Here is a 25,194-nt window from a genome sequence, read left to right as displayed (position 1 = left end):
CACCGCATGACAACCAGCAGCACCTACAACGAAGCGGACGCCGCGCCGTCCGGCAACTCGCCGGCACGGGTCGCCACCGCCAGCTTCATCGGCACCGCCATCGAGTTCTACGATTTCTACGTCTACGCGACCGCCGCTGCGCTGGTGATCGGTCCGGTGTTCTTTCCGCAGACCTCCGGCACCGCACAGATGCTCTCGGCCTTCCTCACCTTCGGCATCGCCTTCCTCGCCCGGCCATTGGGCTCGGCGCTGTTCGGCCACTTCGGCGACCGCATCGGGCGCAAGTCGACCCTGGTTGCCTCGCTGCTGCTGATGGGAGTCTGCACCACGCTGATCGGCGTGCTGCCAGGGCATGACAGCATCGGCATCTGGGCCCCCATCCTGCTCTGCGTGCTGCGCTTCGGCCAAGGCCTGGGGTTGGGCGGCGAATGGGGCGGCGCCGCACTGCTGGCCACGGAGAACGCGCCGAAGGGCAAGCGCGCCTGGTTCGGCATGTTCCCGCAACTGGGCCCGTCCATCGGCTTTCTCGCCGCCAACGGCCTGTTCCTGGCCCTCGCCATGCTGCTCAGCGACGAAGACTTCCGCGCCTGGGGCTGGCGTATTCCGTTCCTGCTCAGCGCCGCGCTGGTCATCGTCGGCCTGTACGTGCGCCTGAAGCTGGAAGAAACGCCGGTCTTCGCCAAGGCCATCGCCCGCCAGGAGCGGGTGAAGCTGCCGGTGGTCGAACTGTTCGCCCAGTACTGGATGCCGGTGCTGCTGGGGGCCGCGGCCATGGTGGTGTGCTACGCGCTGTTCTACATCTCCACGGTGTTTTCCCTGAGCTACGGCGTATCGACGCTGGGCTACAGCCGCGAGACCTTCCTCGGCCTGCTGTGCTTCGCCGTGGTCTTCATGGCCCTGGCCACGCCGCTGTCGGCCTGGCTCAGCGACCGCTACGGGCGCAAGCCGGTGCTGATCGTCGGCGCCCTGCTGGCGATTGCCTCGGGCTTCGCCATGGAACCGCTGCTGACCTCCGGCTCCACCGCCGGGGTGGCGCTGTTCCTGGCCATCGAGCTGTTCTTGATGGGCGTGACCTTTGCCCCGATGGGCGCGCTGTTGCCTGAACTGTTCCCGACCCACGTGCGCTACACCGGTGCGTCGGCGGCATACAACCTGGGCGGTATCGTCGGTGCCTCGGCAGCCCCCTTCTTCGCGCAGAAACTGGTGCTGATGGGAGGCTTGAGCTGGGTGGGCGGGTATGTGTCGGTGGCGGCCCTGCTGAGCCTGATCGCGGTGCTGTGCCTGAAGGAAACCCGGCACTCGGAGTTGTGAAAGCAGATCGGGCGGCCATTGCGGCCGTCCGATGCGTTGCGCTTAGAGCTCTACCTTGACCGCTTGCGAAGCACGGGTCGCCTTGGCCCGGGCCGCTTCGATCGACTCGTCACGCGCCAGGCACACGCCCATGCGGCGCTGGCCGTTGACTTCCGGCTTGCCGAACAGGCGCAGCGCGGTGTCCGGCTCGGCCAGGGCGGCACCCAGGTTGTCGAAGGCGGTCTGTTGCGAAGTACCTTCCACCAGGATCACCGCCGAGGCCGACGGGCCGAACTGGCGGATTGCCGGGATCGGCAGGCCGAGGATGGCCCGGGCATGCAGGGCGAACTGCGACAGGTCCTGGGAAATCAGGGTGACCAGGCCGGTGTCGTGCGGACGCGGCGACACTTCGCTGAACCAGACCTGGTCGCCCTTGACGAACAGCTCCACGCCGAACAGACCGCGACCGCCCAGGGCTTCGGTGACCGCCTTGGCCACGCGCTCGGACTCAGCCAGGGCTACCGGGCTCATGGCCTGTGGCTGCCAGGATTCCTGGTAGTCGCCCTTCTCCTGGCGGTGGCCGACAGGTGCGCAGAAGGTGGTGCCACCGACATGACGAACGGTCAGCAAGGTGATTTCGTAGTCGAAGTCGATGAAGCCCTCGATGATCACCCGGCCCTTGCCGGCGCGACCGCCTTCCTGGGCGTAGTCCCACGCCTTCTGCAGGTCGTCGGCGCTCTTCAGCAGGCTCTGGCCCTTGCCCGACGAACTCATCACCGGCTTGACCACGCAAGGGAAGCCCAGGTCCAGGGCGGCCGCCTTGTAGTCTTCGAAGGTATCGGCGAAGTGGTACGGCGAGGTCGGCAGGTCCAGCTCTTCGGCGGCCAGGCGACGGATGCCTTCGCGGTTCATGGTCAGTTGCGCGGCACGGGCGGTCGGCACCACGGTGAAGCCTTCGGCTTCCAGTTCCACCAGGGTGGCGGTGGCGATGGCTTCGATCTCGGGGACGATGTAGTGCGGCTTCTCGGCCTCGATCACTGCACGCAGGGCGGCGCCGTCGAGCATGTTGATCACGTGGCTGCGGTGGGCCACCTGCATCGCCGGGGCATTGGCGTAACGGTCCACGGCGATCACTTCAACGCCCAGGCGTTGCAGCTCGATCACCACTTCCTTGCCCAGCTCGCCGCAGCCACACAGGAGTACGCGGGTCGCGGTGGGCGACAATGGAGTTCCGATACGAGTCATTTCAGGTCCTCAGCGGGATAGATCCAGGACCGCCCCAGCACGGTGCGGGCCAGCGAAAGGGGCGTATTTTACATGAGCCCACCCGCTTTGGGTCCTTCCGCGGATCAGCCAGCGATGGCGTTCTTGCGCACCCGCCAGGCCATCGCCAGCCACACGGCGGTGACCCCGGCGAACTTCGACGCCAGCGCAGTACCGACCACCGCCGGCGTCAGGGCGCCGATCATGCCGAAGAAGATGAAGGTATCGATGGGAATGCTCAGCGCCGAACTGATCCACAGGCGGTCATGCAACGGCCTTTTGGTGATGCTGAACACCAGCCAGTCGATCAGCTCGGACACGGCGAAGGCCGTGGCACTGGCCAGGGCGATGGCAGGATCCGAGGTGACATAGGACAGCACCAGCGCCACCAGCATGGCGACCAGCGCGCCATGGCCGAAGCGGGTCTGCACCATGTCGCGCAGGACGAACACCAGCCCGCCCCAGGCAGACCAGATCACATCCAGGTGCGGTGCACTGGAGAAGGCGTAGTTGATCAGCACCACGCTGCTGATGTAGGCGATGAGAAAGAACATGGGAGAGAACCGATGGACAAGCCGCACAGGGTAATGCACAGCCCCTGCGCGGCCAAGTCCCTTGAGTCAGCTGACCTTGGCGGCCTGGCCGAAGATCAGGCCGGCGGCCAGGGCCCGCTCGTGACAAAGGACCAGCACCTGCCGGCGCTCGGCGTTGTCCATGCGGCCCCAGCGAGTGATTTCCGTGGCGGTTCGCTGGCAGCCGGTGCAGATATCGTGGTCATCCAGCGCACAGATGCTGACACAGGGCGAGGCGACCGGTTTTTCCGTGTTGCTCATCACGCGTCCTCGGCGACCAGGTCGCGGGCATAGCGCTGGGCGTTGTGCACGTAGTGGGCGGCACTGGCTTCGAGCATTTTCTTCTGCGCGTCGGTCAGTTCGCGCACCACCTTGCCCGGCGAGCCCATCACCAGCGAGCCGTCGGGGATTTCCTTGCCTTCCGGGATCAGCGCGTTCGCGCCGATGATGCAGTGCTTGCCGATCCGCGCGCCATTGAGGATCACCGCGTTGATGCCGATCAGGCTGTAGTCGTCCACCGAGCAGCCATGCAGCATGGCGTTGTGGCCGATGGTCACGCCCTTGCCGATGGTCAGCGGCGAACCCATGTCGGTGTGCATCACCGTGCCGTCCTGGACGTTGCTGTTCTCGCCGATGTCGATCAGCTCGTTGTCACCGCGCAATACCGCGTTGAACCAGACGCTGGCCCCGGCCTGCAGGCGCACCTTGCCGATCAGCGTGGCGTTGGGCGCCACCCAGCTTTGCGGATGGGTCTCGACCCGCAGGTCGCCCAGACGGTATTTCATGCGTGGATCCTCACGGTGGATGCGCGGCGGGTGGTCCCGCTCGTCAGATTGGAGTGAAGCGTTCGGGTGGCTGGTGCAGGCTGATCCTGGCGTCGTAGAGCAGGTTGACCAGTTCGACGATCATGATCGCCGACAATCCCCAGATCTTGTATTCGCCGAAGCGGTAGCTCGGCACGTACCAACTGCGGCCCTGGTAGTCGATGCGGTGGGTGTGGTCGCGCGGGTCCTGGCGGAAGAACTCCAGAGGCACGGTGAACACCGCGGCGATTTCCGCGTCGTTGGGCTGGTACTCGACGTAGTCGGGAATCAACCCGACGTACGGCGTGACCTTCAGGCCATGCAGCGACACCAGCGGCGTCAGCGGGCCGATCACCTCGACCAGGCCCGGCGGCAGGCCGATTTCCTCCTCGGCCTCGCGCAGCGCGGTGAACACCAGGTCAGGATCTTCCGGATCACGGCGCCCACCGGGAAAGGCCACCTCGCCACCATGGGTGGACAGGCCCTTGGCGCGCAACGTGAGGACCAGCTCCGGCTCTTCGCTGCGGGTGATGGGCAACAACACCGCGGCCTCGGGAAAACGTCTGTCGGTTTCCAAAGTGCCCGGGGTGTGACTGCTCACACGGCGAAGTAGCTCGTCCAGCATGGTTTCTCTCGTCCAATAGCGTCCTGCATCATGCACCAAAGCCGCGTCGCGCCCAACCCCCGCTGACGATCGCACTTGCGGCCCGCGCGAACGGAGCGCGAAGATAGCGGCAACTCTAAGGAAGATAAGCATGAAATACTGCAGCGCGTGCGGCAAGCCGGTCACCCAGCGCATTCCCGACGGCGATTCCCGCCTGCGCTATGTCTGCGATCACTGCCAGACCATCCATTACCAGAATCCCAACATCGTCGCCGGCGTGCTGCCCAGCCATGGCAACCAGGTCCTGCTGTGCCGCCGCGCCATCGAACCGCGCCTCGGCTACTGGACCCTGCCCGCCGGGTTCATGGAGAACGGCGAGACCATGGAACAGGCCGCGCGTCGGGAAACCGTGGAAGAAGCCTGTGCGCGCCTGCACGATCTGACGCTTTACCATCTCTACGACCTGCCCCATATCAACCAGGTCCACGTATTCTTCCGCGGCGAGCTGGCCGACCTGGACTTCGACGTCGGCGTCGAGAGCCTGGAGGTGCGCTTGTTCGAGGAACATGAGATCCCGTGGGACGAGCTGGCTTTCCGCACCGTGCGCGTCACACTAGAATGCTACTATCGGGACCGCGAAAAGCAGCACTACCCGGTGCGCAACGACTGCCTGCCGCCCTCTTTCGCCCCGCCACCTACTATCGATTCGTGAAACCGCTTTTCGGGGATACCGTTCACATGCGCTGGTTGCTTGCTCTTTTCTGCCTCGGTGTGGCTTCGGTGTCCCAGGCGGCCTTTACCGAAACCATCATCAGGAAGCCCGTCGCCCAGGATGCCCCGGCCGCCTCGCCGGCCGACCTCAGCCCTTCCCTCGACCGCATCGACAAGGTACTGGTGATCAAGTCACAGCGCCGTCTGGAACTGATCAGCGCCGGCGAGCCGATGAAGACCTACCGCATCTCGCTGGGCAAGAAACCGCTGGGCGCCAAGGAGCGCGAAGGCGACAAGCGCACCCCGGAAGGCTTCTACTGGCTGGACTGGCGCAAGGTCTCGGACCGCTACAACCTGGCGATCCATGTCTCGTATCCGAATGTCAGCGACGCGGCAAAGGCGCGGCGAGATGGCGTGAATCCGGGCGGGATGATCATGGTGCATGGCACGCCGCTGGGCGACGAATACCCGGAAGAGGTGTTTCACACCCTGGACTGGACCGAAGGCTGCATCGCCATGCGCAACCAGGATATGCGGGAAGTGTGGCGGCTGGTGAAGGACGGGACGATGATCGAGATCCGGCCATAACCCCCTTACAAACAACAAAAAACCCTGTGGGAGCTGGCTTGCCAGCTCCCACAGGGTCGGCATACAGCTTTTAGATATCAGCGAGCTTCCAGGCCTCGTAGGCCGGGGTTTCATAGGGATGGCTCTGCTTCAGCGCCGCGACGACCTGGTGAATCAGCTCGTCCGCCACCACCAGTTCCACCCGCCACTCCTCCACCGACTCGACGACACCGGTCTGCCCGATGAACGGCGTTGCGCCGTCCAGCGGGCGGAACTGGCCGTGACCCAGCACCTGCCAGGCACAACTGTCATAGTCGCCGATCCGCCCGCCCCCCGCGGCGAACACGGCCTGCTTGACCGTGTCGACGTGGCTTGGCGGGACGAAGAACGCGAGTTTGTACAAACTCAGTTCACCCAGGCCCGCGCGTTGCGGAACATGCGCATCCAGCCTGCATCTTCGTTCCAGTCGTCAGGACGCCAGGAGTTCTGCACGGCACGGAACACACGCTCAGGGTGCGGCATCATGATGGTGACGCGACCGTCGCGGCTGGTCAGGCCGGTGATCCCGCGCGGCGAACCGTTCGGGTTGGCCGGGTAGCGCTCGGTGACCTTGCCGTGGTTGTCGACGAAGCGCAGCGCCACGCAGCCGGACAGGTCGGCTTCGAGCAGGGCTTCCTCGCTGGCGAACTCGGCATGGCCTTCGCCGTGGGCGATGGCGATCGGCATGCGCGAACCGGCCATACCCTGCAGGAAGATCGAGTTGGACTCCTGGACCTGGACCATCGCCACACGCGCCTCGAACTGCTCGGAGCGGTTGCGCACGAAGTGCGGCCAGTACTCGGTGCCCGGGATCAGCTCGTGCAGGTTGGACATCATCTGGCAACCGTTGCACACGCCGAGGGCGAAGCTGTCGGTGCGCGTGAAGAAGCCCTGGAAGGCATCGCGGGCACGGGCGTTGAACAGCGCCGACTTGGCCCAGCCCTCACCGGCGCCGAGGACGTCACCGTAGGAGAAACCACCGCAGGCCACCAGGCCCTTGAATTCGTTCAGGTCGACGCGGCCGGCGAGGATATCGCTCATGTGCACGTCGATGGCATTGAAGCCTGCGCGGTCGAACGCCGCAGCCATCTCCACCTGGCCGTTGACGCCCTGCTCGCGCAGTACCGCCACCTGTGGACGCACGCCTTTCTTGATGTACGGCGCGGCGATGTCCTGGTTGACGTCGAAGCCCAGCTTGACGCTCAGGCCCGGGTTTTCTTCTTCCAGCAGGAGGTCGAATTCCTGGTCGGCGCACTCGGCGTTGTCGCGCAGGCGCTGGATCTGGTAGCTGGTCTCGGCCCACTGGCGTTGCAGCAGACGACGGTCACCCTTGAACAGCTCCTCGCCCGCCAGCTTGATGACCACTTCGCCGTTGTTGATCGGCTGGCCGATCACCGCGACGCAATCTTCGCCCAGGCCGGCAGCGCTGAACTGTGCCAGCACGTCCGGAGTGGCGTCCTGGCGCACCTGGATCACCGCGCCCAGCTCTTCGTTGAAGAGGATGGCAGCGACTTTCTCGCGCTTGCTGGTGAGGGTGTCCAACTCCAGGTCCAGACCGCAGTGGCCGGCGAAGGCCATTTCCAGCGCAGTGGTCAGCAGGCCGCCGTCGGAACGGTCGTGGTAGGCCAGCAGGTGGCCGTCGGCGTTGAGGCCCTGGATCACGGCGAAGAAGGCCTTCAGGTCTTCGGCGTCGTCGACGTCCGGCGCCTGGGCACCCAGCTGGCCGTGGGTCTGGGCCAGGATCGAGGCGCCCATGCGGTTCTTGCCGCGGCCCAGGTCGATCAGGATCAGGTCGGTCTCACCCTTGTCCATGCGCAGTTGCGGGGTCAGGGTCTTGCGTACGTCCACTACCGGGGCGAAGCCGGTGACGATCAGCGACAGCGGCGAGGTAACGGTCTTCTCGGTACCTTCGTCGCTCCAGCGGGTCTTCATGGACATCGAGTCCTTGCCCACCGGGATGGTCAGGCCCAACTCGGGGCACAGTTCCATGCCCACGGCCTTGACGGTGTCGTACAGGCGGGCGTCTTCGCCCGGGTGACCGGCGGCAGACATCCAGTTGGCCGACAGCTTGATGTCGGACAGCTTCTCGATGCGCGAGGCGGCCATGTTGGTCAGGGTCTCGCCGATGGCCATGCGGCCGGACGCCGGAGCGTCCAGCAGGGCCAGCGGGGTGCGCTCGCCCATCGCCATGGATTCGCCGGTGTAGACGTCGAAGCTGGTGGCAGTGACGGCTACGTCGGCTACGGGGACCTGCCACGGGCCGACCATCTGGTCACGGGCGACCAGGCCGGTGATGGTACGGTCGCCGATGGTGATCAGGAAGCTCTTGCTCGCGACGGCCGGGTGACGCAGGACGCGTTCGATGGAGTCGCCCAGTTCCAGCGTGGACGGGTCGAAGTCATCGCCCTGCTCCGCTTCGCGGGTGACCGAGCGATGCATGCGCGGCGGCTTGCCCAGCAGCACTTCCAGCGGCATGTCCACCGGGGTGTTGCCGAAGTGGCTGTCGGTAACGGTCAGTTGCGGCTCTGCGGTGGCTTCGCCGACTACCGCGAACGGGCAGCGCTCGCGTTCGCAGATGGCCTGGAAGCGCTCGAAGTCAACGGCGCTGACCGCCAGCACGTAACGTTCCTGGGACTCGTTGCTCCAGATTTCGTGCGGGGCCATGCCCGGCTCGTCGTTCGGCACGTTGCGCAGCTCGAAGCGACCGCCACGGCCGCCGTCGTTGACCAGTTCGGGGAAGGCGTTGGAGATGCCGCCGGCGCCGACGTCGTGGATGAAGGCGATCGGGTTCTTGTCGCCCAGTTGCCAGCAACGGTCGATGACCTCCTGGCAACGGCGCTCCATTTCCGGGTTCTCACGCTGCACGGAGGCGAAGTCCAGGTCGGCGGAGCTGGCGCCGGTGGCCATGGACGAGGCTGCGCCGCCGCCCAGGCCGATCAGCATGGCCGGGCCGCCGAGGACGATCAGCTTGGCGCCGACGGTGATTTCACCCTTCTGCACATGCTCTTCGCGGATGTTGCCCATGCCGCCGGCGAGCATGATCGGCTTGTGGTAGCCGCGCACTTCGTCGCCGTGAGGGGTGCTGATGGATTGCTCGAAGGTACGGAAGTAGCCGGTCAGGGCCGGACGGCCGAACTCGTTGTTGAACGCGGCGCCGCCCAGCGGGCCTTCGATCATGATGTCGAGGGCGTCGACGATACGCTCGGGCTTGCCGTACGGCTGCTCCCACGGCTGTTCGAAGCCCGGGATGCGCAGGTTGGATACGGTGAAGCCCGTCAGGCCGGCCTTCGGCTTGGCGCCGCGACCGGTGGCGCCTTCGTCGCGGATCTCGCCGCCGGAGCCGGTGGAGGCACCCGGGAACGGGGCGATGGCGGTCGGGTGGTTGTGGGTCTCGACCTTCATCAGGATGTGCACCGGCTCCTGCACCGCGCCGTACTGGCGGGTTTCAGGGTTCGGGAAGAAGCGGCCGGCCACGGAACCCACGATCACCGAGGCGTTGTCCTTGTACGCGGACAGGACGCCTTCGCTGTGCATCTGGTAGGTGTTCTTGATCATGCCGAACAGGCTTTTTTCCTGGCTCTCGCCGTCGATGTCCCAACTGGCGTTGAAGATCTTGTGACGGCAGTGCTCGGAGTTGGCCTGGGCGAACATCATCAGTTCGATGTCGTGCGGGTTGCGCTTGAGGCCCTGGAAGGCGTTGACCAGGTAGTCGATCTCGTCTTCGGCCAGGGCCAGGCCCAGCTCGACGTTGGCCTTTTCCAGCGCGGCGCGGCCGCCACCGAGGATGTCCACGGCGGTCAGCGGCTTGGGCTCGGCGTGGCTGAACAGGCCGGCGGCCTCTTCCAGCTTGCCCAGCACGATCTGAGTCATGCGGTCGTGCAGCAGCTCGGCGACGCTGGCGGCGTCGGCGTCGCTCAGTTCACCGGCGACGTAGTAGGCGATGCCGCGCTCCAGGCGACGAACGACTTCCAGGCCGCAGTTGTGGGCGATGTCGCTGGCCTTGCTCGACCAGGGCGAGATGGTGCCGAAACGCGGCATGACCAGGAACAGGCGACCGGCTGGCTCCTGCACCGGGACGCTCGGGCCGTACTTGAGCAGGCGCGCGAGCACCTGCTGTTGGTCGGCGGTCAGATCGCCGTCAACCTCGGCGAAATGAGCGAATTCAGCGTACAAACCACTAACAGCGGGGACTTTCTGGCTCAGTTGCTCGAGTAATTTACCGTGGCGAAAGGCAGAAAGGGCAGGAGCGCCGCGCAGGATCAACATCGTCGGGACAGCCTCAGAAGGGGGTGTGCTTGGAGGCCGTGCATTCTAGCCTAAAGCGAGGCGTCAGGCACCCGAAACGCAGCATTGCCGGCCATCCGAATGTCGGCAAGGCGATTCCAGACGTGTCGGAGCTTTCCCGCAGGGGGCAAACTGCGGTGAAAAGTCGCAATCACGGGGCGGCGATAGCAGACAAGCTATCGGTTGTCGAGATATGGCGCGGCAAGCCCTTTGCGTATACTGCACCTTATGTCTGCCCACATAGCTCTGCGCCAGCGGTGCGCCCAATGGCTCATCGCACTCGGACTCTTCCTGATGCTCGGTGCCTGCGTTGAAAAACCCAGCACCCTGGAACGCATCAAGGAGGATGGCGTATTGCGGGTGATAACGCGCAACAGCCCGGCCACCTACTTCCAGGACCGCAACGGCGAAACCGGCTTCGAATACGAACTGGTCAAGCGTTTCGCCGACGATCTCGGCGTCAAGCTGCAGATCGAGACCGCCGACAACCTCGACGACCTGTTCAGCCAGCTCGGCCAGCCCAACGGCCCGGTCCTCGCCGCGGCCGGCCTGGTCAGCAGCGAGCAGCGCAAGAACCAGGCGCGCTTCTCCCATGCCTATCTCGACGTCACCCCGCAGGTCATCTACCGCAACGGCAAGACCCGCCCGACCAACGCGGCCGGCCTGGTGGGCAAGCGCATCCTGGTGCTCAAGGGCAGCAGCCACGCCGAGCAGCTGGCGGAACTGAAGAAGCAGTACCCGGGCCTGGAGTACGAGGAATCCGACCAGGTGGAAGTGGTCGACCTGCTGCGCATGGTTGACGAAGGCCAGATCGACCTGACCCTGGTGGACTCCAACGAACTGGCGATGAACCAGGTCTACTTCCCCAACGTGCGCGTCGCCTTCGACCTCGGCGATGCCCGCGACCAGCGTTGGGCCGTGGCCGCCGGCGAAGACAACAGCCTGCTCAACGAGATCAACGCCTTCCTCGACAAGGTCCAGAAGAACGGCACCCTGCAACGCCTGAAGGACCGCTACTACGGGCACGTCGACGTGCTCGGCTACGTCGGCGCCTACACCTTCGCCCAGCACCTGCAGGAACGTCTGCCGCGCTTCGAGAAGCATTTCCGCAATTCGGCCAAGCAGGAACAGGTGGACTGGCGCCTGCTGGCGGCCATCGGCTATCAGGAATCCATGTGGCAGGCGGAAGTCACCTCCAAGACCGGCGTGCGCGGTCTGATGATGCTGACCCAGCGCACCGCCCAGGCCATGGGCGTGTCCAACCGCCTCGACCCGGTGCAGAGCATCCGCGGCGGCGCCAAGTACTTCATGCACGTGAAGGAAGAGCTGGACGACTCGATCAAGGAGCCGGACCGCACCTGGTTCGCCCTTGCCGCCTATAACGTCGGCGGCGGCCACCTGGATGACGCACGCAAGATGGCCGAGCGCGAGGGCCTGAACCCGAACAAGTGGCTGGACGTGAAGAAGATGCTGCCGCGCCTGTCGCAGAAGAAGTACTACAGCAAGACCAAGTACGGTTACGCCCGCGGCGGCGAGCCGGTGCACTTCGTCGCCAACATCCGCCGCTACTACGACATCCTCACCTGGGTGACCCAGCCGCAACTGGAAGGCAGCCAGGTCGCCGAAGGCAACCTGCATGTCCCGGGCGTCAACAAGGACAAGCCGGCGGAACAGAGCCCGCAGCTCTAACTCTTTGCCCGGCGTGCCTTGAAGAACTCGCTCAGGATCGCCCCGCACTCCTGCGCCAGCACCCCGCCCTCGTAGATCACCCGATGGTTGAGAAAGCCCTGGGTGAAGAACTGCCCCTGGCTCTGCACGATCCCCGCCTTCGGCTCCAGCGCGCCGTAGACCACGCGGTTGACCCGGGAATGAACGATCAGCCCGGCACACATGCTGCAAGGTTCGAGGGTGACGTACAGGGTGCTGCCCGGCAGTCGATAGTTGCTTGCCGCCTGCGCCGCAGCGCGAATGGCAACCATTTCCGCATGGGCGCTGGGGTCGCTGTCGGTGATCGGGCGGTTGAAGCCCTGGCCGAGTACCTGGCCATGCTGCACCAGCACCGCGCCCACCGGCACTTCGCCCAAGGCCGCGCCTTGCGCCGCCAGTTCCAGGGCCAGGCGCATGAATTCCTGGTCGCGGCTGCGATCGATGATCTGCGGACGCATCAGACCACCGCGATCGCGGCCATCAGGCCGGTTTCCATGTGGTCGATGACGTGGCAGTGGAACATCCAGGTGCCAGGGTTATCTGCCACCAGCGCCACCTGGGCGCGCTCGTTCTTGCCCAGCAGGTAGGTGTCGGTGAACCACGGCTCGACGATCTGCCGGCGGTTCGAGGCGATGACCTTGAAACTCATGCCGTGCAGGTGCACGGGGTGCTGGTACTGGGTCATGTTCTTCAGCTCGAAGATGTAGCTCTTGCCCTTCTGCAAGGTGGCGATCGGCCGGTCGGCGCAGGTCTTGTCGGTGATGTCCCAGGCCTGCCCGTTGATCTGCCACAGGCTTGGCGGACGGCCGTTGTCGGTGTTCACCGAAACATTGCCGGCCCATTCAAAATTGAAGTTGAGCTTCTCGGCATTCTCCAGGTCCGGCTCGGCGATCGGGTTGGCCGGCAGCGCCGGTGGCCAGTCGCCCGGCTTGTCGCTGCTGGCCACCGAGCGCAGGGTGCCGAGGCGGACGAAGCCGTCGCGCAGGGAGATTTCCTCGCCGGCCTCGGGAATACGGATGGCCAGGCAGATGCGCATGCCCGGGCCGAGCCAGTAGTCCTCTTCCAGCGGGCGCGGGGTGATGGGGTTGCCGTCGAGGGCGTAGATCATCGCCTCGCAGTTGCCCTTGAGGTTGAGGCGGTAGGTCCAGGTGTTGTCCAGGTTGAGCAGGCGCACCCGCACCACCTGGCCGGCCGGCAGCTCGGTGACCTGGTTGGCCTGGCCGTTGATGGTGATCAGGCGCCCGGCGGTGCCGTTGCGCGCGGCCTCGCGGGGGATGCTGAACGGCAGGAAGGCGCCCTGCTCGTCCACGTGCCAGGTCTTCAGGCTAAGGGTGCGTTCGTGCTTGAATCCGGTGGGCTCGCGTTCCTCGACGATCAGCGGGCCGACCAGGCCGCGGCCCAGTTCCTCGCTGCTGCTGACGTGAGGGTGGTACCAGTAGCTGCCGGCGTCCGGGACGCGGAACTTGTAGTCGAAGAACTCGCCGGGCTTGACCGGCAGTTGCGAGACGTAGGGCACGCCGTCCATTTCCAGGGGCAGGCGGATGCCATGCCAGTGAATGGTGGTTTCCACCGGCAGGTGGTTGATGAAGCGGACCCGCAGCCAGGTACCCTGGCGCACCCGCAGCTCGGTGCCCGGCGCCGACGGGCCGAAGGCCCAGGCCTCGGTCTTGAAGCCGGGGACCAGCTCCACGTCCAGCGGCGCGGCGATCAGTTCGTAGTCGTGCCCGGCGTTCTCGTCCTCGACCTTGCCCAGCCAGTAACGGGCCGCACCACCGGCACCAAGACCAACCACCACCAGGCCGCTGAGGCCCATGAGCATTTGTCGACGGGTAAAGGACATCGGGACAGGCACCTCGGCTTCGCGAAAACAACAACTAGCCATTAGAAGGCCAGTGCGGAAGGGCGAATACGATACACCCGCATTTGTGAAAGATTAAGTGAAGACTTGTCGCAGGCAGGTGTGTACCGGTCTTGATGGCCTCATCGCTGGCAAGCCAGCTCCCACAGGTACTGCACAAGTCTCAAAGCCTGTGCTGACCCTGTGGGAGCTGGCTTGTCGGACCGCCGCACCGCAGCGATGAGGCCGTCAGATCAGCGAGACATCCCCTCGATCACCCGATGCAACGAAGCCGGTAACATCGGCCCGTGATTCAATCCCTCGAAACGCTGGTAGCTGACCTGCAATCCGGGAATCTTCTCAAGATCGGCCACCAGCGCCCGCGCCGGTGCCTCCACATCGCCAACGCTCGGCCCGCGCGGCTGGGAAGGTTCGGCCGTGCCACGCATCAGCAACAGACGTGGCCGGCTTTCACCCAAGCGCCCCTGCAAACCCTGCGCTTCCTTCACGATCGCCCCGTCCCGCCACCACAACGACGGACTCGCCGCCGCATAGTCGCTGAACTCCCCCGGCCGGCTGAACAACGCATGCAACACCGCCAGCCCGCCATAAGAATGCCCCCACAGCGTCTGCCGTGACGCATCGACAGGTGCCACCGCCGCCACCATCGGCCGCATCCGCTGGCTCAGCAGATCGAGAAACACATCCACCCCGCCGCTGGGCTGCCCGGTCAACGGATCGACCTGCGCCGCAAGCCCCGGTACCACCGGTGTGTAGTCATAGGTCCGGGAGTTGCGGTCGATGCGCTGCTCGGTCCGATACCCCACCGCTACCAGCAACGGCGCCTGCCCGGCAGCCAGCCGCTTCAGCTCGGCCGGCTCCAGCGCGCTCAGCGCGGCATTGCCGTCGAGCATCCACAGCACCGGGTAGCCTGCGGCAGGCGCCGGGCGATCCGGCTTGCCCACCCACAGCTGGTAATGCCGTCGACCATCCGCGGAATCCAGCGTGAGGGTGGTGAAGCGATAGGCACTGTCCTGTTGCAGCACGGCGGCTTCCATCTTCTGCTCCGGCTCCGGTTGCGCCAGCACGCTACCCGCGACCAGCGCCAGGCCAAGGAACAAGGGGGTGAGTTTCATCAGGCAATTCTCGTTATGGCTTCGGCAAGAACGCCATCGCCTCCACAAGGGAGGCGACGGCGGCGGTGCTCGATCAGAAGGACGCGGTGAGGCTGGTGTACAGCGTGCGACCCGGCTCGTTGTAGGTCGCGGCGCCAGCGCCATCGATATTGGTCACGCCCTGGGCGTTGCCTTCGCGGAACAGGCGTTTGTCGAACAGGTTGTCGACGCCAGCGGTAAGGCTCAGGTTCTTGGTGAAGGCGTAGGTGCCACTCAGGCCCACCAGCGCATACGGCGACAGCTGGTTGTTGGAATTACCGGTGACCCGGACACCGTGGTAGTCATACTTCTTCGGCGTCTGCTTGCCATACCAGGCGACGCTGGCCTGCAGCGACAGGTCGTCGGTGGCCTGCCAGTCGAGCATCGAGTTGAGGGTGTACTTCGGCGTTACCGACAGGGCCTCGCCGGTCTGCTTGTTCTTCGATTGCAGCATGTAGGTGAAGTTGTTGTTCCACTTCAGCTGTTCGCTCAGCGGGATGGTCAGGGTGCCTTCCAGGCCTTCGACCAGCGCCTTCGGCACGTTTTCCCACTGGTATACGGCGGCGTTGGCATAGCTGCCGGTACCGCCGGTGGCACGACCGATCGGGCTCAGGCCGGACTCGATCTTGTTCTTGTAGTCGTTGCGGAAGTAGGTCAGACCGACGACCCAGCCGTCTTGCTGGAACTCGATACCCAGTTCCTTGTTGACGCTGGTTTCGGCCTTGAGGTCGTCATTGCCCTGCAGGTAGCAACTGGTGGTCTGGCCGTAGCAACCCTGGCCACGGCTGTACAGCAGGTAGTCGCTGCTCAGCTGGTACAGGTTCGGCGCCTTGTAGGCCCGGGCGATACCGGCCTTCAGGGTGACGCTGTCGGTAAGGGCATGGGACAGGTTCAGCGACGGGCTCCAGTTGTCGCCGACCACGCTGTGGTGATCGAAGCGCAGCGCCGGAGTCAGCATGGTGCCTGGCAGCAGTTCGATGTTGTCCTCGGTGAACAGCGAGAAGATCTGCGCCTGCGAGCTGCCGTCGCGACCGGTGCTGGTCAGGCCGCTGACCGCGCCGCCCTCGCTGGTGGTCTGGGTGTTGGCGCTCGGGTCGTCGAGCTTCTGTTGGCTCCACTCGCTGCCCAGGGTCAGGGTCTGGTCACGCCAGGCGTGCAGCGGCAGGTTGACCTCGCCGTGGGCGGTGAGGTTGCGCAGGGTCGAGGTGTAGAAATCGGTGTTGCTGAAGATACCCTCGGTGCCGCCGGCCAGGCCTTCGTTGATCCGCTGGTTGCGGGTCTTCTCGTATTGCAGGTAGGCCATGGTGCTGCCGAAGTCCCAGTCGCCACGGTGGGTCAGCGCATAGTTCTCGCGGTAGAGGATGTTGGTCTCGTGGCCAAGCATGCTCTTCACGTTGGCGTTGGAGTTGGTGTTCTGGGTATCGCCGGAATAGATGTTGCCCTGGCGGCTGAAGCCGCCCTCCAGTTCAAGGGTCTGCTCCGGGGTCAGGTGCCAGCTCAGCTGGCCGTTGACGTCCTTGTTGCGTACGCCTTCGCGGCCCGCCGGCAAGGTGCCGACCTGGTTGCCGGTGCGGGCGGACTCATGGCCCGAGTTGATGTCCCAGTCATCGGCATCGGTCTTGGCCACGTTGCCGTAGAGGCGGTAGCTGAGGGTGTCGGTCAGCGGGCCGTTGAGGCCGAAGGTCATGCGCTTGCTGGCGCCTTCGTCGCCGTGGGTCGGGAAGTTCTGGTAGACGGTGACGTTGCCGTGGGTTTCCTGGCCCGGCTGCTTGGTGATGATGTTCACCACCCCGCCCATGGCCCCGGAACCGTAGCGCGCGGCGGCCGGGCCACGGATGACTTCGATGCGCTCGACCTGGTCGGCCGGCACCCAGTTGGTATCGCCGCGGGAATCCCGCTCGCCACGCCAGCCATAGCGCACCGAACTGCGGCTGGCCACCGGCTTGCCATCGACCAGGATCAGGGTGTTTTCCGGGCCCATGCCGCGGATATCGATCTGCCGGTTGTTGCCGCGCTGGCCGCTGGTGGAGTTACCGGTGAGGTTCACCCCAGGCATGGTGCGGATGATCTGCGACAGGTCGGTGGCCGGCGGTCGTTTCTTGATGTCCTCGGCGGTGATCACCGACACGCCCGGCGCCTGCTTGGTCTCTTCCAGTGCGGTGGCGACCACGTTCTGCGGCGCCAGCTCGACAGCCTCGGACTCGCTGGCCGCCTGCACGGCGGTCGACAACAGGCAACTGGAGAGCAGCAGGAAGGGAATGCGAGAAACAGGACGGGGCAACATCATCGATCTCCGGGACGGGCGCTGAATGCGAGAGATCACGAATGATAATGACTGCTAATTGAGAGTAAAGCTCATTAACTTTCTAAACACTCCGCTGCGGGCAGGACCAAGTGGAGGATCAGCCCCGGATTGCCGTTGCTCGCCCACAGGCGTCCCCCCTGCAACTCGATGGCGCGACGGGCGATGGCCAGGCCCAGGCCGAAGCCCGCGCCGCTGCCGGCCAGGCGCTGGTAGGGCTCGAAGATGCGCTGCAAGTCGGCGACGGGGACGCCCGGGCCTTGGTCACGCAGCTGGAAATGCCAGTACTCGCCCACGCGCTGGCCGTCGAAGCGCACCACGCCGCCCTCGGGCGAATGGCGGATGGCATTGCGCAAGAGGTTCTCCACCGCCTGGGCAATGCTGTCCAGATGTCCGGACACCCAGCAGTCCGCGCCCAGGTCGCTGGGCAGCCGCGAGCGCGCCCAGGCGCTTTCGAAGCAACTGTCCTCGCACAGCGCTTCCCACACAGAGAGCATCTGCACCGGTGCGCTGGGCAACTGCGGTTTCTCGGTGTCCATCCAGGCCAGGTCCAGGGTGTCTTCCAGCAGGCGCTGCATGTCATCCACTTCCCGATCAAGACGCTGGCGCAGTTGCTCCGCCGGCAGGTCGCTGTCATGGGCGATGCGCAGGCGTGCCAGGGGCGTGCGCAGCTCGTGGGACAGGGTGCGCAGCAACAGGCGCTGCTGCTCCAGGCTGCGGCGCAGGCGCCCGGCCATGTGCTCGAAGGCCTGGGCCAGTTCGCCGAGTTCGTCGCGGCGCTTCTGCAACGGCAGGCCGGGGCTGTCGAGGTCGTCCGCACGCAAGGCGTCGGCGCGGTCGCGCAGGCGGTTGAGCGGGACCACCAGATGACGGTAGAGCAGCAGGCCCAGGAGCAAGGCGAGGAGCGCCGGGGCGACGCCATGGGTGACCACGTGGGTCCAGGGGGTCAGGCCGGTGGGCAGCAGGCGTTCCGGCAGCTGGATGACCAGGCGCCCGTCCTCCGGGTGCCGGGGGAACTCGATGCTGACATAGGGCAGCTCGTCCTGCAGGCGCTTGCTCATGGGCCAGTCGAGCTTGCGCATGAAGGTCAGGTGACTGGCGTCCTCGGCGCTCAGCGGCGTGGTGCCGAGGCTTTGCAGCAAAGGACCGACCAGCGCCACCCAGGTGTCTTCCTCCCGCGCCAGCTGGCGTCGGTAGGCTTCGGCGCCCTCGGCACCGCCGTCGCGCCAGGCCTGCTCGGCCTGTTCGGCGTAGCGGGCCAGGTAGGCCTGGTCCGCCGCGCTGAGGAAATAGGTACTGCGCTCCACCGACAGGCCCCAGGTCCAGATCAGCCAGGTCAGCAGCAGGCAGAAGCTGACCAGCCACAGGGCCAGCTTCCACAACAAGGGATGGCGGCGCATCAGGACGGCTCCGTCTCCACCAGGATGTAGCCCTGGCTGCGCACCGACTGGATCTGCAGGTGAGTAGCGCCGATGGCCGCCAGCTTGCGTCGCAGGTTGCACACGTGCACGTCGAGGCCGCGATCGAGCCGGGTGTAGGCGCGGTGCAGCACGCTCTGGTAGAGGAACGCCTTGCTCAGGGCCTCGCCGGGGTGGGCGCGCAAAGTCGCCAGCAGACGGTACTCGGAGCCGGTGAGGCCGGCGTTGCGGCCGTCATGCACGACATCCTGGAGCTCCTGGTCGAGGGTGAGCGTGCCCGGGTCGCGCCGCCGATCCAGCGCCACCCGCCGCAGCAGCGCATCGACCCGGGCATCCAGCTCGGCCAGGCTGAACGGCTTGGGCAGGTAGTCGTCGGCGCCACGGGTGAAGCCGCTGATGCGGTCCTGTTCGGCGCCAAGGGCAGACATCAGCATCACCGGCACCGCCTGGTCGCGGCGCAGGCGGTCAAGCAGGCTCAGGCCATCGATGCCGGGCAGCATGATGTCCAGCAGGATCAGGTCGAATCCGCCCTGTTCCAGCACCTGCCCGGCCTCGCTGCCGCTCTCGCAAGCGCGCACGTGGAAGCCACGCCGCTGGAAATGCTGCTGGAGATCCTGGCGCAGGTTGAGGTCGTCTTCGGCAAGGAGGAGTCGGGGGGACACGGGCGGGCTCGGCATAGGGGAGTGATTGCAATTGCGAATCATCCCATTTCACGACGTACCTGGGCAATGACGCTGGTCAGGCGACCGGCTGCATTATTCCACCTGAAGCAATAAAGAACTGCGAAGAAAGCGTATTCCGCCGAAATCAATCCAGTTCCACACTGTGTTCACGGATCGGGAAACACCCGCCCCGCCAACCCACCAGGAGCCGGACCATGAAAATCCATTACCACCCGCTGTCGGGCCACGCCCATCGTGTCGTTCTGTTCGCATCGCTGCTGGGCGTGCCCCACGAGCTGGTCAAGGTCGATCTGGCCGCAGGGGCGCACAAGTCGCCGGCCTTCCTCGCCCTCAACCCGTTCGGCCAGATCCCGGTGCTGGAAGATGGCGAGATCGTGCTCGCCGACTCCAACGCCATCCTCGTCTACCTGGCGAAGAAAGCCGGTCGCAGCGACTGGCTGCCTGAAGATGCCCTGGGCGCGGCGCGTGTACAGCGCTGGCTGTCGGTGGCCGCCGGCGAGCTGGCCTACGGCCCGGCAGCAGCGCGCCTGGTCACGGTGTTCAACGCCAGCTTCAACGCCGATGAAGTGATTGCCCGCGCCCACGTCCTGCTGGGCCGCCTGGAGCAGCACCTGGCCGACCGCGAATGGCTGGCCGCCGACCATCCGACCATCGCCGACGTAGCGATCTACAGCTACATCGCCCAGGCACCGGAAGGCAATGTCTACATCTCCGGCTACCCGGCGGTGAACGCCTTGCTGCGCCGCATCGAGGCACTGCCGGGCTTCGTCCCCTTCACCCAGAGCCGCGCCGGCCTGCGGGCCTGATATCCCTGCTGCATCCCACGGGAGCGATGAACATGGCCGAACACCTGAAACAGCAGTCCATCTGGCATGAAGGCGAGAAGTTCATCCAGGAAAAACTCGGCGTCGCCGAGCGCATGGAAGGTGTCGGCCAGCGGGTGATACGCGACTTCATGCCCGACCAGCACCGCGAGTTCTACGCCCAGTTGCCGTTCATGGTGCTGGGCAGCGTGGACGGCGAAGGGGATGCCTGGGCGACCTTTATCGAAGGTCAACCCGGCTTCATGAGTTCGCCCTCGCCCACCGCGCTGGATATCAGCGCCCGCCCGGACCCGCTGGACCCGGCAGGCCAGGGCATGTTCGACGGCGCTCCCGTCGGCCTGCTGGGCATCGAGATGCACACTCGCCGGCGCAACCGCATGAACGGCGTGCTGGCGAACCTCGACCAGGGTTTTCGCGTCGAGGTGGACCAGAGCTTCGGCAACTGCCCACGCTATATCCAGTTGCGCGACTTTGCCTTTGCCCGGGATCCGCAGACCACCTCCCCGGGCCAGCGTGAAACCCTGACGACGATCGACAGCAACGCACGTGAACTGATCGAAAACGCCGATGCCTTTTTCGTCGCCACCTACGCCGATCGCGAGCAGAGCCGTCAGGTCGACGTCTCCCACCGTGGCGGCAAGCCTGGATTCGTCCGCGTCGGCGAGGACGGCACCCTGACCATCCCGGATTTCAACGGCAACCTGTTCTTTTCGACCCTGGGCAACATCCATCTCAACGGCAAGGCCGGGCTGCTGTTCGTCGACTTCGAGAGCGGCGACGTGCTGCAGATGAGTGGCGACGCCGAGGTGATTTACGAATCGCCGGAAATCGCAGCTTTCCAGGGGGCCGAGCGGCTCTGGACCTTCCGCGCCCGGCGCATCGTCCGCCGCCCCGGCGGGCTCGCCCTGCGCTGGGCCTTCCAGGAAGACGGCGAAGCGGAAAGCTCGCTGATGACCGGTGACTGGAAAGCCACCGAGGAGCGCCTGCGTGCCAGCGAACTGGCCAGCAGCTGGCGCCGTTTCAAGGTGGCGCGGGTGGTGCGGGAAAGCGCCTCCATCCAGTCCTTCCACCTGGAGCCGGAAGATGGCGCGGGCGTGCTGCCGCACCTTGCCGGGCAATACCTGCCGATTCGCGTACGGATTCCGGGCACGGACAAGCCGCTGATCCGCACCTATACCCTGTCGACCGCGCCTTCCGATGGCCGCTACCGCATCAGCGTCAAGCGCGACGGCGTGGTCTCGACCTGGCTGCACGAGCACCTGCACCCGGGGGATACTCTGGAAGCCCGGGCACCCGGGGGTGACTTCACCCTCGACGACAGCAGTACCCGCCCGCTGGTCCTGCTGGCCGGTGGCGTCGGCATCACCCCGATGCTGGCGATGGCACGCCACCTGGCCTTCGAAGGGCGGCGGACCCAGCGGATGCGCCCGGTGGTGCTGTTCCATGCTGCTCGCTCGAAGGACGAGCAGGCCTTCCTCCAAGAGCTGAAGGAGCTGGATATCGGCGTGGTGCGGGTGCTCAGCGATACCCGCGATGCCCGGGAAGGTCGCGACTATGACGCGGCGGGCCGGATCGACATGCCGCTGCTCAGCCGCTATCTGCCGTTCGGCGACTACGAGTTCTACCTGTGCGGTTCGCCGTCATTCAGCCAGTCGCTCTACGACGGGTTGCGCGGCTACGGCGTCAGCGACGACAGAATCCACGCCGAGGCTTTCGGCCCGGCCTCCTTGAAGCGCTCCAGCGATCACCCGAAAAACGCTCCCGCTCGCCTGCCACCTGCCACCAACTCGATCCCGGTGACCTTCATCGACTCGCTGAAGGAAGCGCGCTGGGAACCCGGCAGCGGCACCCTGCTGGAACTGGCCGAAGCCCGTGGCCTGGCCCCCGAGTTCAGCTGCCGCGAAGGCCATTGCGGCACCTGCAAGACCCGCCTGCTCAAGGGCGCGGTCACCTATATCAAGGAACCCGCCGCCAAGGTTGGCGCCGACGAAGTCCTGGTCTGCTGCGCGGTTCCGGCCGGCACGGACCCGATCCAGCTTGCCCTTTGATTTACCCACTCACCCAGGAGAACAGCCATGTCCCGTCCACCCCTGCCCCCGTTCACCGAACAAAGCGCCATCGAGAAAGTCCGTCTTGCCGAAGATGGCTGGAACAGCCGCGACCCAGCGAAAGTCGCCCTCGCCTACACCCTCGACACCCGCTGGAGAAACCGTGCCGAGTTCGTCACCAACCGTGCCGAGGCCGAGGCCTTCCTCACCCGCAAATGGCATCGTGAGCTGGAGTACCGCCTGATCAAGGAACTCTGGGCCTTCACCGGCAACCGCATCGCCGTGCGCTACGCCTACGAATACCGCGACGACAGCGGCCAGTGGTTCCGCGCCTATGGCAATGAAAACTGGGAGTTCGCCGAGGACGGCCTGATGCGTGCACGCCACGCCAGCATCAACGAACACCCGATCAGCGAGGCACAGCGCCAGTTCCGCTGGCCGCTGGGCCGTCGTCCCGACGACCATCCGGGCCTGAGCCACTTCGGTTTCTGAAACCGGCACTGGAAGGAACCTGAAAATGGCACATAATCCCGGGCACCCCGACCGTGTCCCGGGCCTCACCGGAGACACCCAAGACACCCAGAAACGAAGGAAACACAGCGCAATGGACCGTTGGCTGGCAATGCGGGTTTTCGTCAAGGTCGCGGAAACCGAGAGCTTCGCCAAGACCGCCCGCGCGGTGCACATGAGCGCGCCGGCGGTGACGCGGATCATCGCTGCGCTGGAGGACCTGGTCGGCGCCCGCCTGCTGGTGCGTACCACCCGCTCGGTCAAGACCACCGAAGCCGGCGCCCGCTACCTCGCCGACTGCCGGCGCATCCTCGGTGATATCGCCGAAGCCGAGGCGGCTGCAGCCGGGCACTACAGCGAGCCCTCAGGAACCCTGGCGATCACCGCACCGATCCTGTTCGGCCAGTTGTACATACTTCCGATCGTCACCGACTACCTCGACACCTACCCCGGCATGCATGCCCGTACCCTGTTCATCGACCGCCAGGTCAATATCGTCGAGGAAGGTCTCGATATCGCCTTGCGCATCGGCCACCTGGCAGATTCCGGGCTGACCGCGGTACGCGTCGGCTCGGTGCGGCATGTGATCTGCGCGGCGCCGGATTACCTGGAAAAACGTGGTACCCCGCGTACGCCAGCAGACCTCAAGGATCACCGTATCGTCGCCTCCAACAGCTCATGGGCCTCGCCGGAATGGCGCTTCACCGGCGGGCAGCGGATCAGCATAGACCCGGTACTGATGTGCAACACCAACCAGGCGGTGATCGATGCGGCGCGCTCGGGTTGGGGCGTGACCCGGGTCCTGCAGTACCAGGTGGGAGCGGCCTTGCAGGAAGGCACCTTGCAGGTGGTACTGGAAGCGTTCGAAGAGCCGCCGCTGCCGATCCATCTGGTGTATCCCGAGGGCCGGCAGGCGCCGGCGAAGGTGCGGGCGTTCGTGGATATGGCGGTGGAGCGGTTACGGGGAAATCCGCTGTTCACCTGAGAGCGGTGGCCATCACGACACTGGCACTTGTGTTGCAAATACGGAAAAGTCGCGCCTAATATACGAACAATTCCCATTTACAACCTATGCCAGTAGCCCCATCGCCATGAGCACGCCGGATGCCTCCCTGAACACCCAGGTCACTCACCTTTACCAGTCGCAAAGCCGCTGGCTGCACGGCTGGCTGAGGTCGCGCGTCAACTGCCAGCATCTGGCCGCCGACCTGGTGCAGGACGTGTTCATCCGGGTGCTGACCACCGTGGACGGGGCAGCCAAGCTGACCTTCGTGCGCGAGCCCAAGGGCTACCTGGCAACCATTGCGCGGCGCCTGATGATCGACCGCATGCGTCGCGCCAATCTGGAAAAGGCCTGGTTGCAAGCACTGGCCGAGCAGCCTGAAGCCTTTCACGCCTCTCCCGAACATCACCTGGCGCTGCTGGAAACCCTCTACGAACTCGACGCCATGCTCGCGGCGTTGGGTGACATGGTCCGCAAGGCGTTCCTCCTGTCGCAGGTCGACGGCATGCCCTACAAGAGCATCGCCACGGAACTGGGCATCTCTGAAATGAGCGTGCGCCGCTACATCACCAAGGCCGCCGAGCACTGCATGATCTACAGCCTGAGCCACGGTCTTTGAGCGGCGCCTTGAACAGCAGCCAGCTCGCCGCGCTGCGCCAGGCGGCCGAGTGGTTGTGCCAGCTGAACAGCGGTGAGGCACAGCCGAGCGACCATGCCGCCTGGCAACGCTGGTACGATGCCGCGCCAGACAACGCCTGGGCCTGGCTGCAGGCCGAGCGCCTGCAAAACCGCGTGGCCAGCACGGCCCATCCCTCCACCGCGCGCGTGCTGCAGCTGACTGCCGAAAACCGCCGAACCAGCCGGCGACGGGTGATCAAGGCGGGCGTGGTCCTGCTGGGCGTCACCGCCTTGGGTGCAGCCAGCTACCCGCAAACCTCGCGCTTGAGCTGGCTGGCGGATTACCGCAGCGGTGTCGGCGAGCAGCGCAGGTTACGCCTGCAAAACGGCACCACTGTCCACCTCAACACCGACACTGCGCTGGATGTCGACGAGACGGGTGGACAACCCCGGTTGTACCTGCGCCAGGGCGAAATCATGGTGGACGTCCCCGCGCAGCAGCAGTGCCAGGTGCAGACCCGCCACGGGCTTGTCGACGCGCAACGCTGTCGTTTCTCGGTGCGCCTGTTCGCTACCGGCAGCCGTCTCGACGTCCATGCGCAGCAAGCCCGCGCTACCCTGCCCTCCGGCCAGTCATTGACGCTAGGCCAAGCTCAGGGCTGCCAGCTCGACGGCCAGCGCTTCGGACCGATCGAGGCGCTTGCCAGCAGCTCCGGCGCCTGGGACAAAGGCCTGATCATTGCCAATGGCCAACCCCTGGGGCACTTCATCGCCGAGCTGTCGCGCTATCGGCCGGGCTGGCTGCGCTGCGCCCCCGAAGTGGCGGACTTGAGCTTGAGCGGCACCTTCAGGCTTGACGATACCGAGCAGGTCCTGCGCGCCATCGCCAGTGCCCTGCCCGTGCGCCTTGAACGGCGTACACGCTACTGGGTGACCGTGGTCAGCGCATAAAAAGCG

At 65.5% G+C, this 25,194-nt stretch carries 23 protein-coding genes; 10 read left to right on the top strand and 13 right to left on the bottom strand.

Features of this window, described 5'->3' with window-relative positions; genetic code table 11:
- The first annotated feature begins 6 nt into the window (after positions 1-6).
- Positions 7-1,311 carry an MFS transporter gene (locus V0R59_RS08695; protein WP_330075062.1) on the top strand — a complete coding sequence of 435 codons (1,305 nt, stop codon included), beginning with the start codon at positions 7-9 and terminating at the stop codon, positions 1,309-1,311.
- A gap of 42 nt (positions 1,312-1,353) precedes the next feature.
- Here V0R59_RS08695 and purT read toward each other — a convergent pair whose 3' ends face one another.
- The 5 genes from purT to V0R59_RS08670 all read right to left on the bottom strand — a co-directional run bounded on the left by purT (position 1,354) and on the right by V0R59_RS08670 (position 4,553).
- Entirely contained in the window at positions 1,354-2,535 is a 1,182-nt protein-coding gene (gene purT, locus V0R59_RS08690) for a formate-dependent phosphoribosylglycinamide formyltransferase (RefSeq protein ID WP_330075063.1), read from the bottom strand.
- Between the two features lie 104 nt (positions 2,536-2,639).
- Positions 2,640-3,107, bottom strand: a complete 468-nt coding sequence (locus V0R59_RS08685; protein WP_330075064.1) for a preQ0 transporter — start codon at positions 3,105-3,107, stop codon at positions 2,640-2,642.
- A gap of 66 nt (positions 3,108-3,173) precedes the next feature.
- The gene (locus tag V0R59_RS08680; RefSeq protein ID WP_330075065.1) at positions 3,174-3,386 is read right to left on the bottom strand and encodes a DUF1289 domain-containing protein; all 213 of its coding nucleotides are present in this window, start codon (positions 3,384-3,386) and stop codon (positions 3,174-3,176) included.
- Entirely contained in the window at positions 3,386-3,910 is a 525-nt protein-coding gene (locus V0R59_RS08675; RefSeq protein ID WP_330075066.1) for a gamma carbonic anhydrase family protein, read from the bottom strand. The genes V0R59_RS08680 and V0R59_RS08675 overlap by 1 nt, the downstream gene beginning before the upstream one ends.
- A gap of 43 nt (positions 3,911-3,953) precedes the next feature.
- Positions 3,954-4,553 carry a CoA pyrophosphatase gene (locus tag V0R59_RS08670; protein WP_330075067.1) on the bottom strand — a complete coding sequence of 200 codons (600 nt, stop codon included), beginning with the start codon at positions 4,551-4,553 and terminating at the stop codon, positions 3,954-3,956.
- Positions 4,554-4,683: 130 nt separating this feature from the next.
- Here V0R59_RS08670 and V0R59_RS08665 point away from each other — a divergent pair, with 130 nt between their 5' ends.
- Together V0R59_RS08665 and V0R59_RS08660 are read left to right on the top strand one after the other, a co-directional pair.
- Positions 4,684-5,244 carry an NUDIX hydrolase gene (locus V0R59_RS08665; protein ID WP_330075068.1) on the top strand — a complete coding sequence of 187 codons (561 nt, stop codon included), beginning with the start codon at positions 4,684-4,686 and terminating at the stop codon, positions 5,242-5,244.
- Positions 5,245-5,270: 26 nt separating this feature from the next.
- A complete protein-coding gene (locus V0R59_RS08660) occupies positions 5,271-5,831 on the top strand; it encodes a L,D-transpeptidase family protein (RefSeq protein ID WP_330075069.1) in 561 nt (186 codons plus the stop codon).
- A 70-nt stretch (positions 5,832-5,901) separates the two neighbouring features.
- On the opposite strand, the gene V0R59_RS08655 is transcribed toward V0R59_RS08660, so the two are convergent.
- Together V0R59_RS08655 and purL are read right to left on the bottom strand one after the other, a co-directional pair.
- Entirely contained in the window at positions 5,902-6,213 is a 312-nt protein-coding gene (locus tag V0R59_RS08655; protein WP_330075070.1) for a YqfO family protein, read from the bottom strand.
- Between the two features lie 2 nt (positions 6,214-6,215).
- Positions 6,216-10,115 carry a phosphoribosylformylglycinamidine synthase gene (gene purL, locus V0R59_RS08650; protein ID WP_330075071.1) on the bottom strand — a complete coding sequence of 1,300 codons (3,900 nt, stop codon included), beginning with the start codon at positions 10,113-10,115 and terminating at the stop codon, positions 6,216-6,218.
- 246 nt (positions 10,116-10,361) lie between these two features.
- Here purL and mltF point away from each other — a divergent pair, with 246 nt between their 5' ends.
- The gene (gene mltF / locus V0R59_RS08645; RefSeq protein WP_330075072.1) at positions 10,362-11,822 is read left to right on the top strand and encodes a membrane-bound lytic murein transglycosylase MltF; all 1,461 of its coding nucleotides are present in this window, start codon (positions 10,362-10,364) and stop codon (positions 11,820-11,822) included.
- Here the strand turns inward: mltF and tadA are convergent.
- From tadA to V0R59_RS08615, 6 genes are all read right to left on the bottom strand, one after another.
- Positions 11,819-12,298 carry a tRNA adenosine(34) deaminase TadA gene (gene tadA, locus V0R59_RS08640; RefSeq protein WP_330075073.1) on the bottom strand — a complete coding sequence of 160 codons (480 nt, stop codon included), beginning with the start codon at positions 12,296-12,298 and terminating at the stop codon, positions 11,819-11,821. The genes mltF and tadA overlap by 4 nt on opposite strands.
- On the bottom strand, positions 12,298-13,680 hold the full coding sequence (locus V0R59_RS08635) for a multicopper oxidase family protein (protein ID WP_330075074.1): 1,383 nt from the start codon (positions 13,678-13,680) through the stop codon (positions 12,298-12,300). The genes tadA and V0R59_RS08635 overlap by 1 nt, the downstream gene beginning before the upstream one ends.
- A gap of 251 nt (positions 13,681-13,931) precedes the next feature.
- Positions 13,932-14,813 (bottom strand): alpha/beta hydrolase, encoded by an 882-nt coding sequence (locus V0R59_RS08630; protein ID WP_330075075.1) that lies wholly within the window; start codon positions 14,811-14,813, stop codon positions 13,932-13,934.
- Between the two features lie 73 nt (positions 14,814-14,886).
- Positions 14,887-17,115: a TonB-dependent siderophore receptor gene (locus V0R59_RS08625; RefSeq protein ID WP_330075076.1), complete on the bottom strand. Its 2,229-nt coding sequence runs from the start codon at positions 17,113-17,115 to the stop codon at positions 14,887-14,889.
- A 74-nt stretch (positions 17,116-17,189) separates the two neighbouring features.
- Positions 17,190-18,533, bottom strand: a complete 1,344-nt coding sequence (locus V0R59_RS08620; RefSeq protein WP_330075077.1) for a HAMP domain-containing sensor histidine kinase — start codon at positions 18,531-18,533, stop codon at positions 17,190-17,192.
- Positions 18,533-19,213, bottom strand: coding sequence for a response regulator transcription factor (locus tag V0R59_RS08615; RefSeq protein WP_330075078.1), 681 nt, complete (start codon positions 19,211-19,213; stop codon positions 18,533-18,535). The genes V0R59_RS08620 and V0R59_RS08615 overlap by 1 nt, the downstream gene beginning before the upstream one ends.
- A gap of 215 nt (positions 19,214-19,428) precedes the next feature.
- Here V0R59_RS08615 and V0R59_RS08610 point away from each other — a divergent pair, with 215 nt between their 5' ends.
- The 6 genes from V0R59_RS08610 to V0R59_RS08585 all read left to right on the top strand — a co-directional run bounded on the left by V0R59_RS08610 (position 19,429) and on the right by V0R59_RS08585 (position 25,188).
- Positions 19,429-20,040 (top strand): glutathione S-transferase family protein, encoded by a 612-nt coding sequence (locus tag V0R59_RS08610; RefSeq protein WP_330075079.1) that lies wholly within the window; start codon positions 19,429-19,431, stop codon positions 20,038-20,040.
- 32 nt (positions 20,041-20,072) lie between these two features.
- Positions 20,073-22,106 (top strand): 2Fe-2S iron-sulfur cluster-binding protein, encoded by a 2,034-nt coding sequence (locus V0R59_RS08605; protein ID WP_330075080.1) that lies wholly within the window; start codon positions 20,073-20,075, stop codon positions 22,104-22,106.
- 27 nt (positions 22,107-22,133) lie between these two features.
- Positions 22,134-22,598 carry a nuclear transport factor 2 family protein gene (locus tag V0R59_RS08600; RefSeq protein WP_330075081.1) on the top strand — a complete coding sequence of 155 codons (465 nt, stop codon included), beginning with the start codon at positions 22,134-22,136 and terminating at the stop codon, positions 22,596-22,598.
- A gap of 112 nt (positions 22,599-22,710) precedes the next feature.
- Complete coding sequence (locus tag V0R59_RS08595; protein ID WP_330075082.1) at positions 22,711-23,601, top strand: LysR family transcriptional regulator; 891 nt, start codon at positions 22,711-22,713, stop codon at positions 23,599-23,601.
- A gap of 106 nt (positions 23,602-23,707) precedes the next feature.
- Positions 23,708-24,238 carry a sigma-70 family RNA polymerase sigma factor gene (locus V0R59_RS08590; protein ID WP_330075083.1) on the top strand — a complete coding sequence of 177 codons (531 nt, stop codon included), beginning with the start codon at positions 23,708-23,710 and terminating at the stop codon, positions 24,236-24,238.
- A gap of 8 nt (positions 24,239-24,246) precedes the next feature.
- Entirely contained in the window at positions 24,247-25,188 is a 942-nt protein-coding gene (locus V0R59_RS08585) for a FecR domain-containing protein (RefSeq protein ID WP_330075084.1), read from the top strand.
- The last annotated feature ends 6 nt before the right edge of the window (positions 25,189-25,194 follow it).

It is taken from the genome of Pseudomonas ulcerans (genome assembly GCF_036324125.1).
In the GTDB taxonomy this organism is placed as follows: Bacteria; Pseudomonadota; Gammaproteobacteria; order Pseudomonadales; family Pseudomonadaceae; genus Aquipseudomonas; species Aquipseudomonas ulcerans.
This window is presented reverse-complemented; position numbering and strand designations above follow the sequence as displayed.

Coding starts and splice junctions, on each gene's coding strand:
- tadA (WP_330075073.1), bottom strand. CDS start 12,298: ATGCGTCCGCAGATCATCGATCGCAGCCGCGACCAGGAATTCATGCGC.
- mltF (WP_330075072.1), top strand. CDS start 10,362: ATGTCTGCCCACATAGCTCTGCGCCAGCGGTGCGCCCAATGGCTCATC.
- V0R59_RS08625 (WP_330075076.1), bottom strand. CDS start 17,115: ATGTTGCCCCGTCCTGTTTCTCGCATTCCCTTCCTGCTGCTCTCCAGT.
- V0R59_RS08630 (WP_330075075.1), bottom strand. CDS start 14,813: ATGAAACTCACCCCCTTGTTCCTTGGCCTGGCGCTGGTCGCGGGTAGC.
- V0R59_RS08600 (WP_330075081.1), top strand. CDS start 22,134: ATGTCCCGTCCACCCCTGCCCCCGTTCACCGAACAAAGCGCCATCGAG.
- V0R59_RS08595 (WP_330075082.1), top strand. CDS start 22,711: ATGGACCGTTGGCTGGCAATGCGGGTTTTCGTCAAGGTCGCGGAAACC.
- V0R59_RS08610 (WP_330075079.1), top strand. CDS start 19,429: ATGAAAATCCATTACCACCCGCTGTCGGGCCACGCCCATCGTGTCGTT.
- V0R59_RS08685 (WP_330075064.1), bottom strand. CDS start 3,107: ATGTTCTTTCTCATCGCCTACATCAGCAGCGTGGTGCTGATCAACTAC.
- V0R59_RS08620 (WP_330075077.1), bottom strand. CDS start 18,533: ATGCGCCGCCATCCCTTGTTGTGGAAGCTGGCCCTGTGGCTGGTCAGC.
- V0R59_RS08605 (WP_330075080.1), top strand. CDS start 20,073: ATGGCCGAACACCTGAAACAGCAGTCCATCTGGCATGAAGGCGAGAAG.
- V0R59_RS08680 (WP_330075065.1), bottom strand. CDS start 3,386: ATGAGCAACACGGAAAAACCGGTCGCCTCGCCCTGTGTCAGCATCTGT.
- V0R59_RS08670 (WP_330075067.1), bottom strand. CDS start 4,553: ATGCTGGACGAGCTACTTCGCCGTGTGAGCAGTCACACCCCGGGCACT.
- V0R59_RS08665 (WP_330075068.1), top strand. CDS start 4,684: ATGAAATACTGCAGCGCGTGCGGCAAGCCGGTCACCCAGCGCATTCCC.
- V0R59_RS08695 (WP_330075062.1), top strand. CDS start 7: ATGACAACCAGCAGCACCTACAACGAAGCGGACGCCGCGCCGTCCGGC.
- V0R59_RS08675 (WP_330075066.1), bottom strand. CDS start 3,910: ATGAAATACCGTCTGGGCGACCTGCGGGTCGAGACCCATCCGCAAAGC.
- V0R59_RS08660 (WP_330075069.1), top strand. CDS start 5,271: ATGCGCTGGTTGCTTGCTCTTTTCTGCCTCGGTGTGGCTTCGGTGTCC.
- V0R59_RS08635 (WP_330075074.1), bottom strand. CDS start 13,680: ATGTCCTTTACCCGTCGACAAATGCTCATGGGCCTCAGCGGCCTGGTG.
- purT (WP_330075063.1), bottom strand. CDS start 2,535: ATGACTCGTATCGGAACTCCATTGTCGCCCACCGCGACCCGCGTACTC.
- purL (WP_330075071.1), bottom strand. CDS start 10,115: ATGTTGATCCTGCGCGGCGCTCCTGCCCTTTCTGCCTTTCGCCACGGT.
- V0R59_RS08590 (WP_330075083.1), top strand. CDS start 23,708: ATGAGCACGCCGGATGCCTCCCTGAACACCCAGGTCACTCACCTTTAC.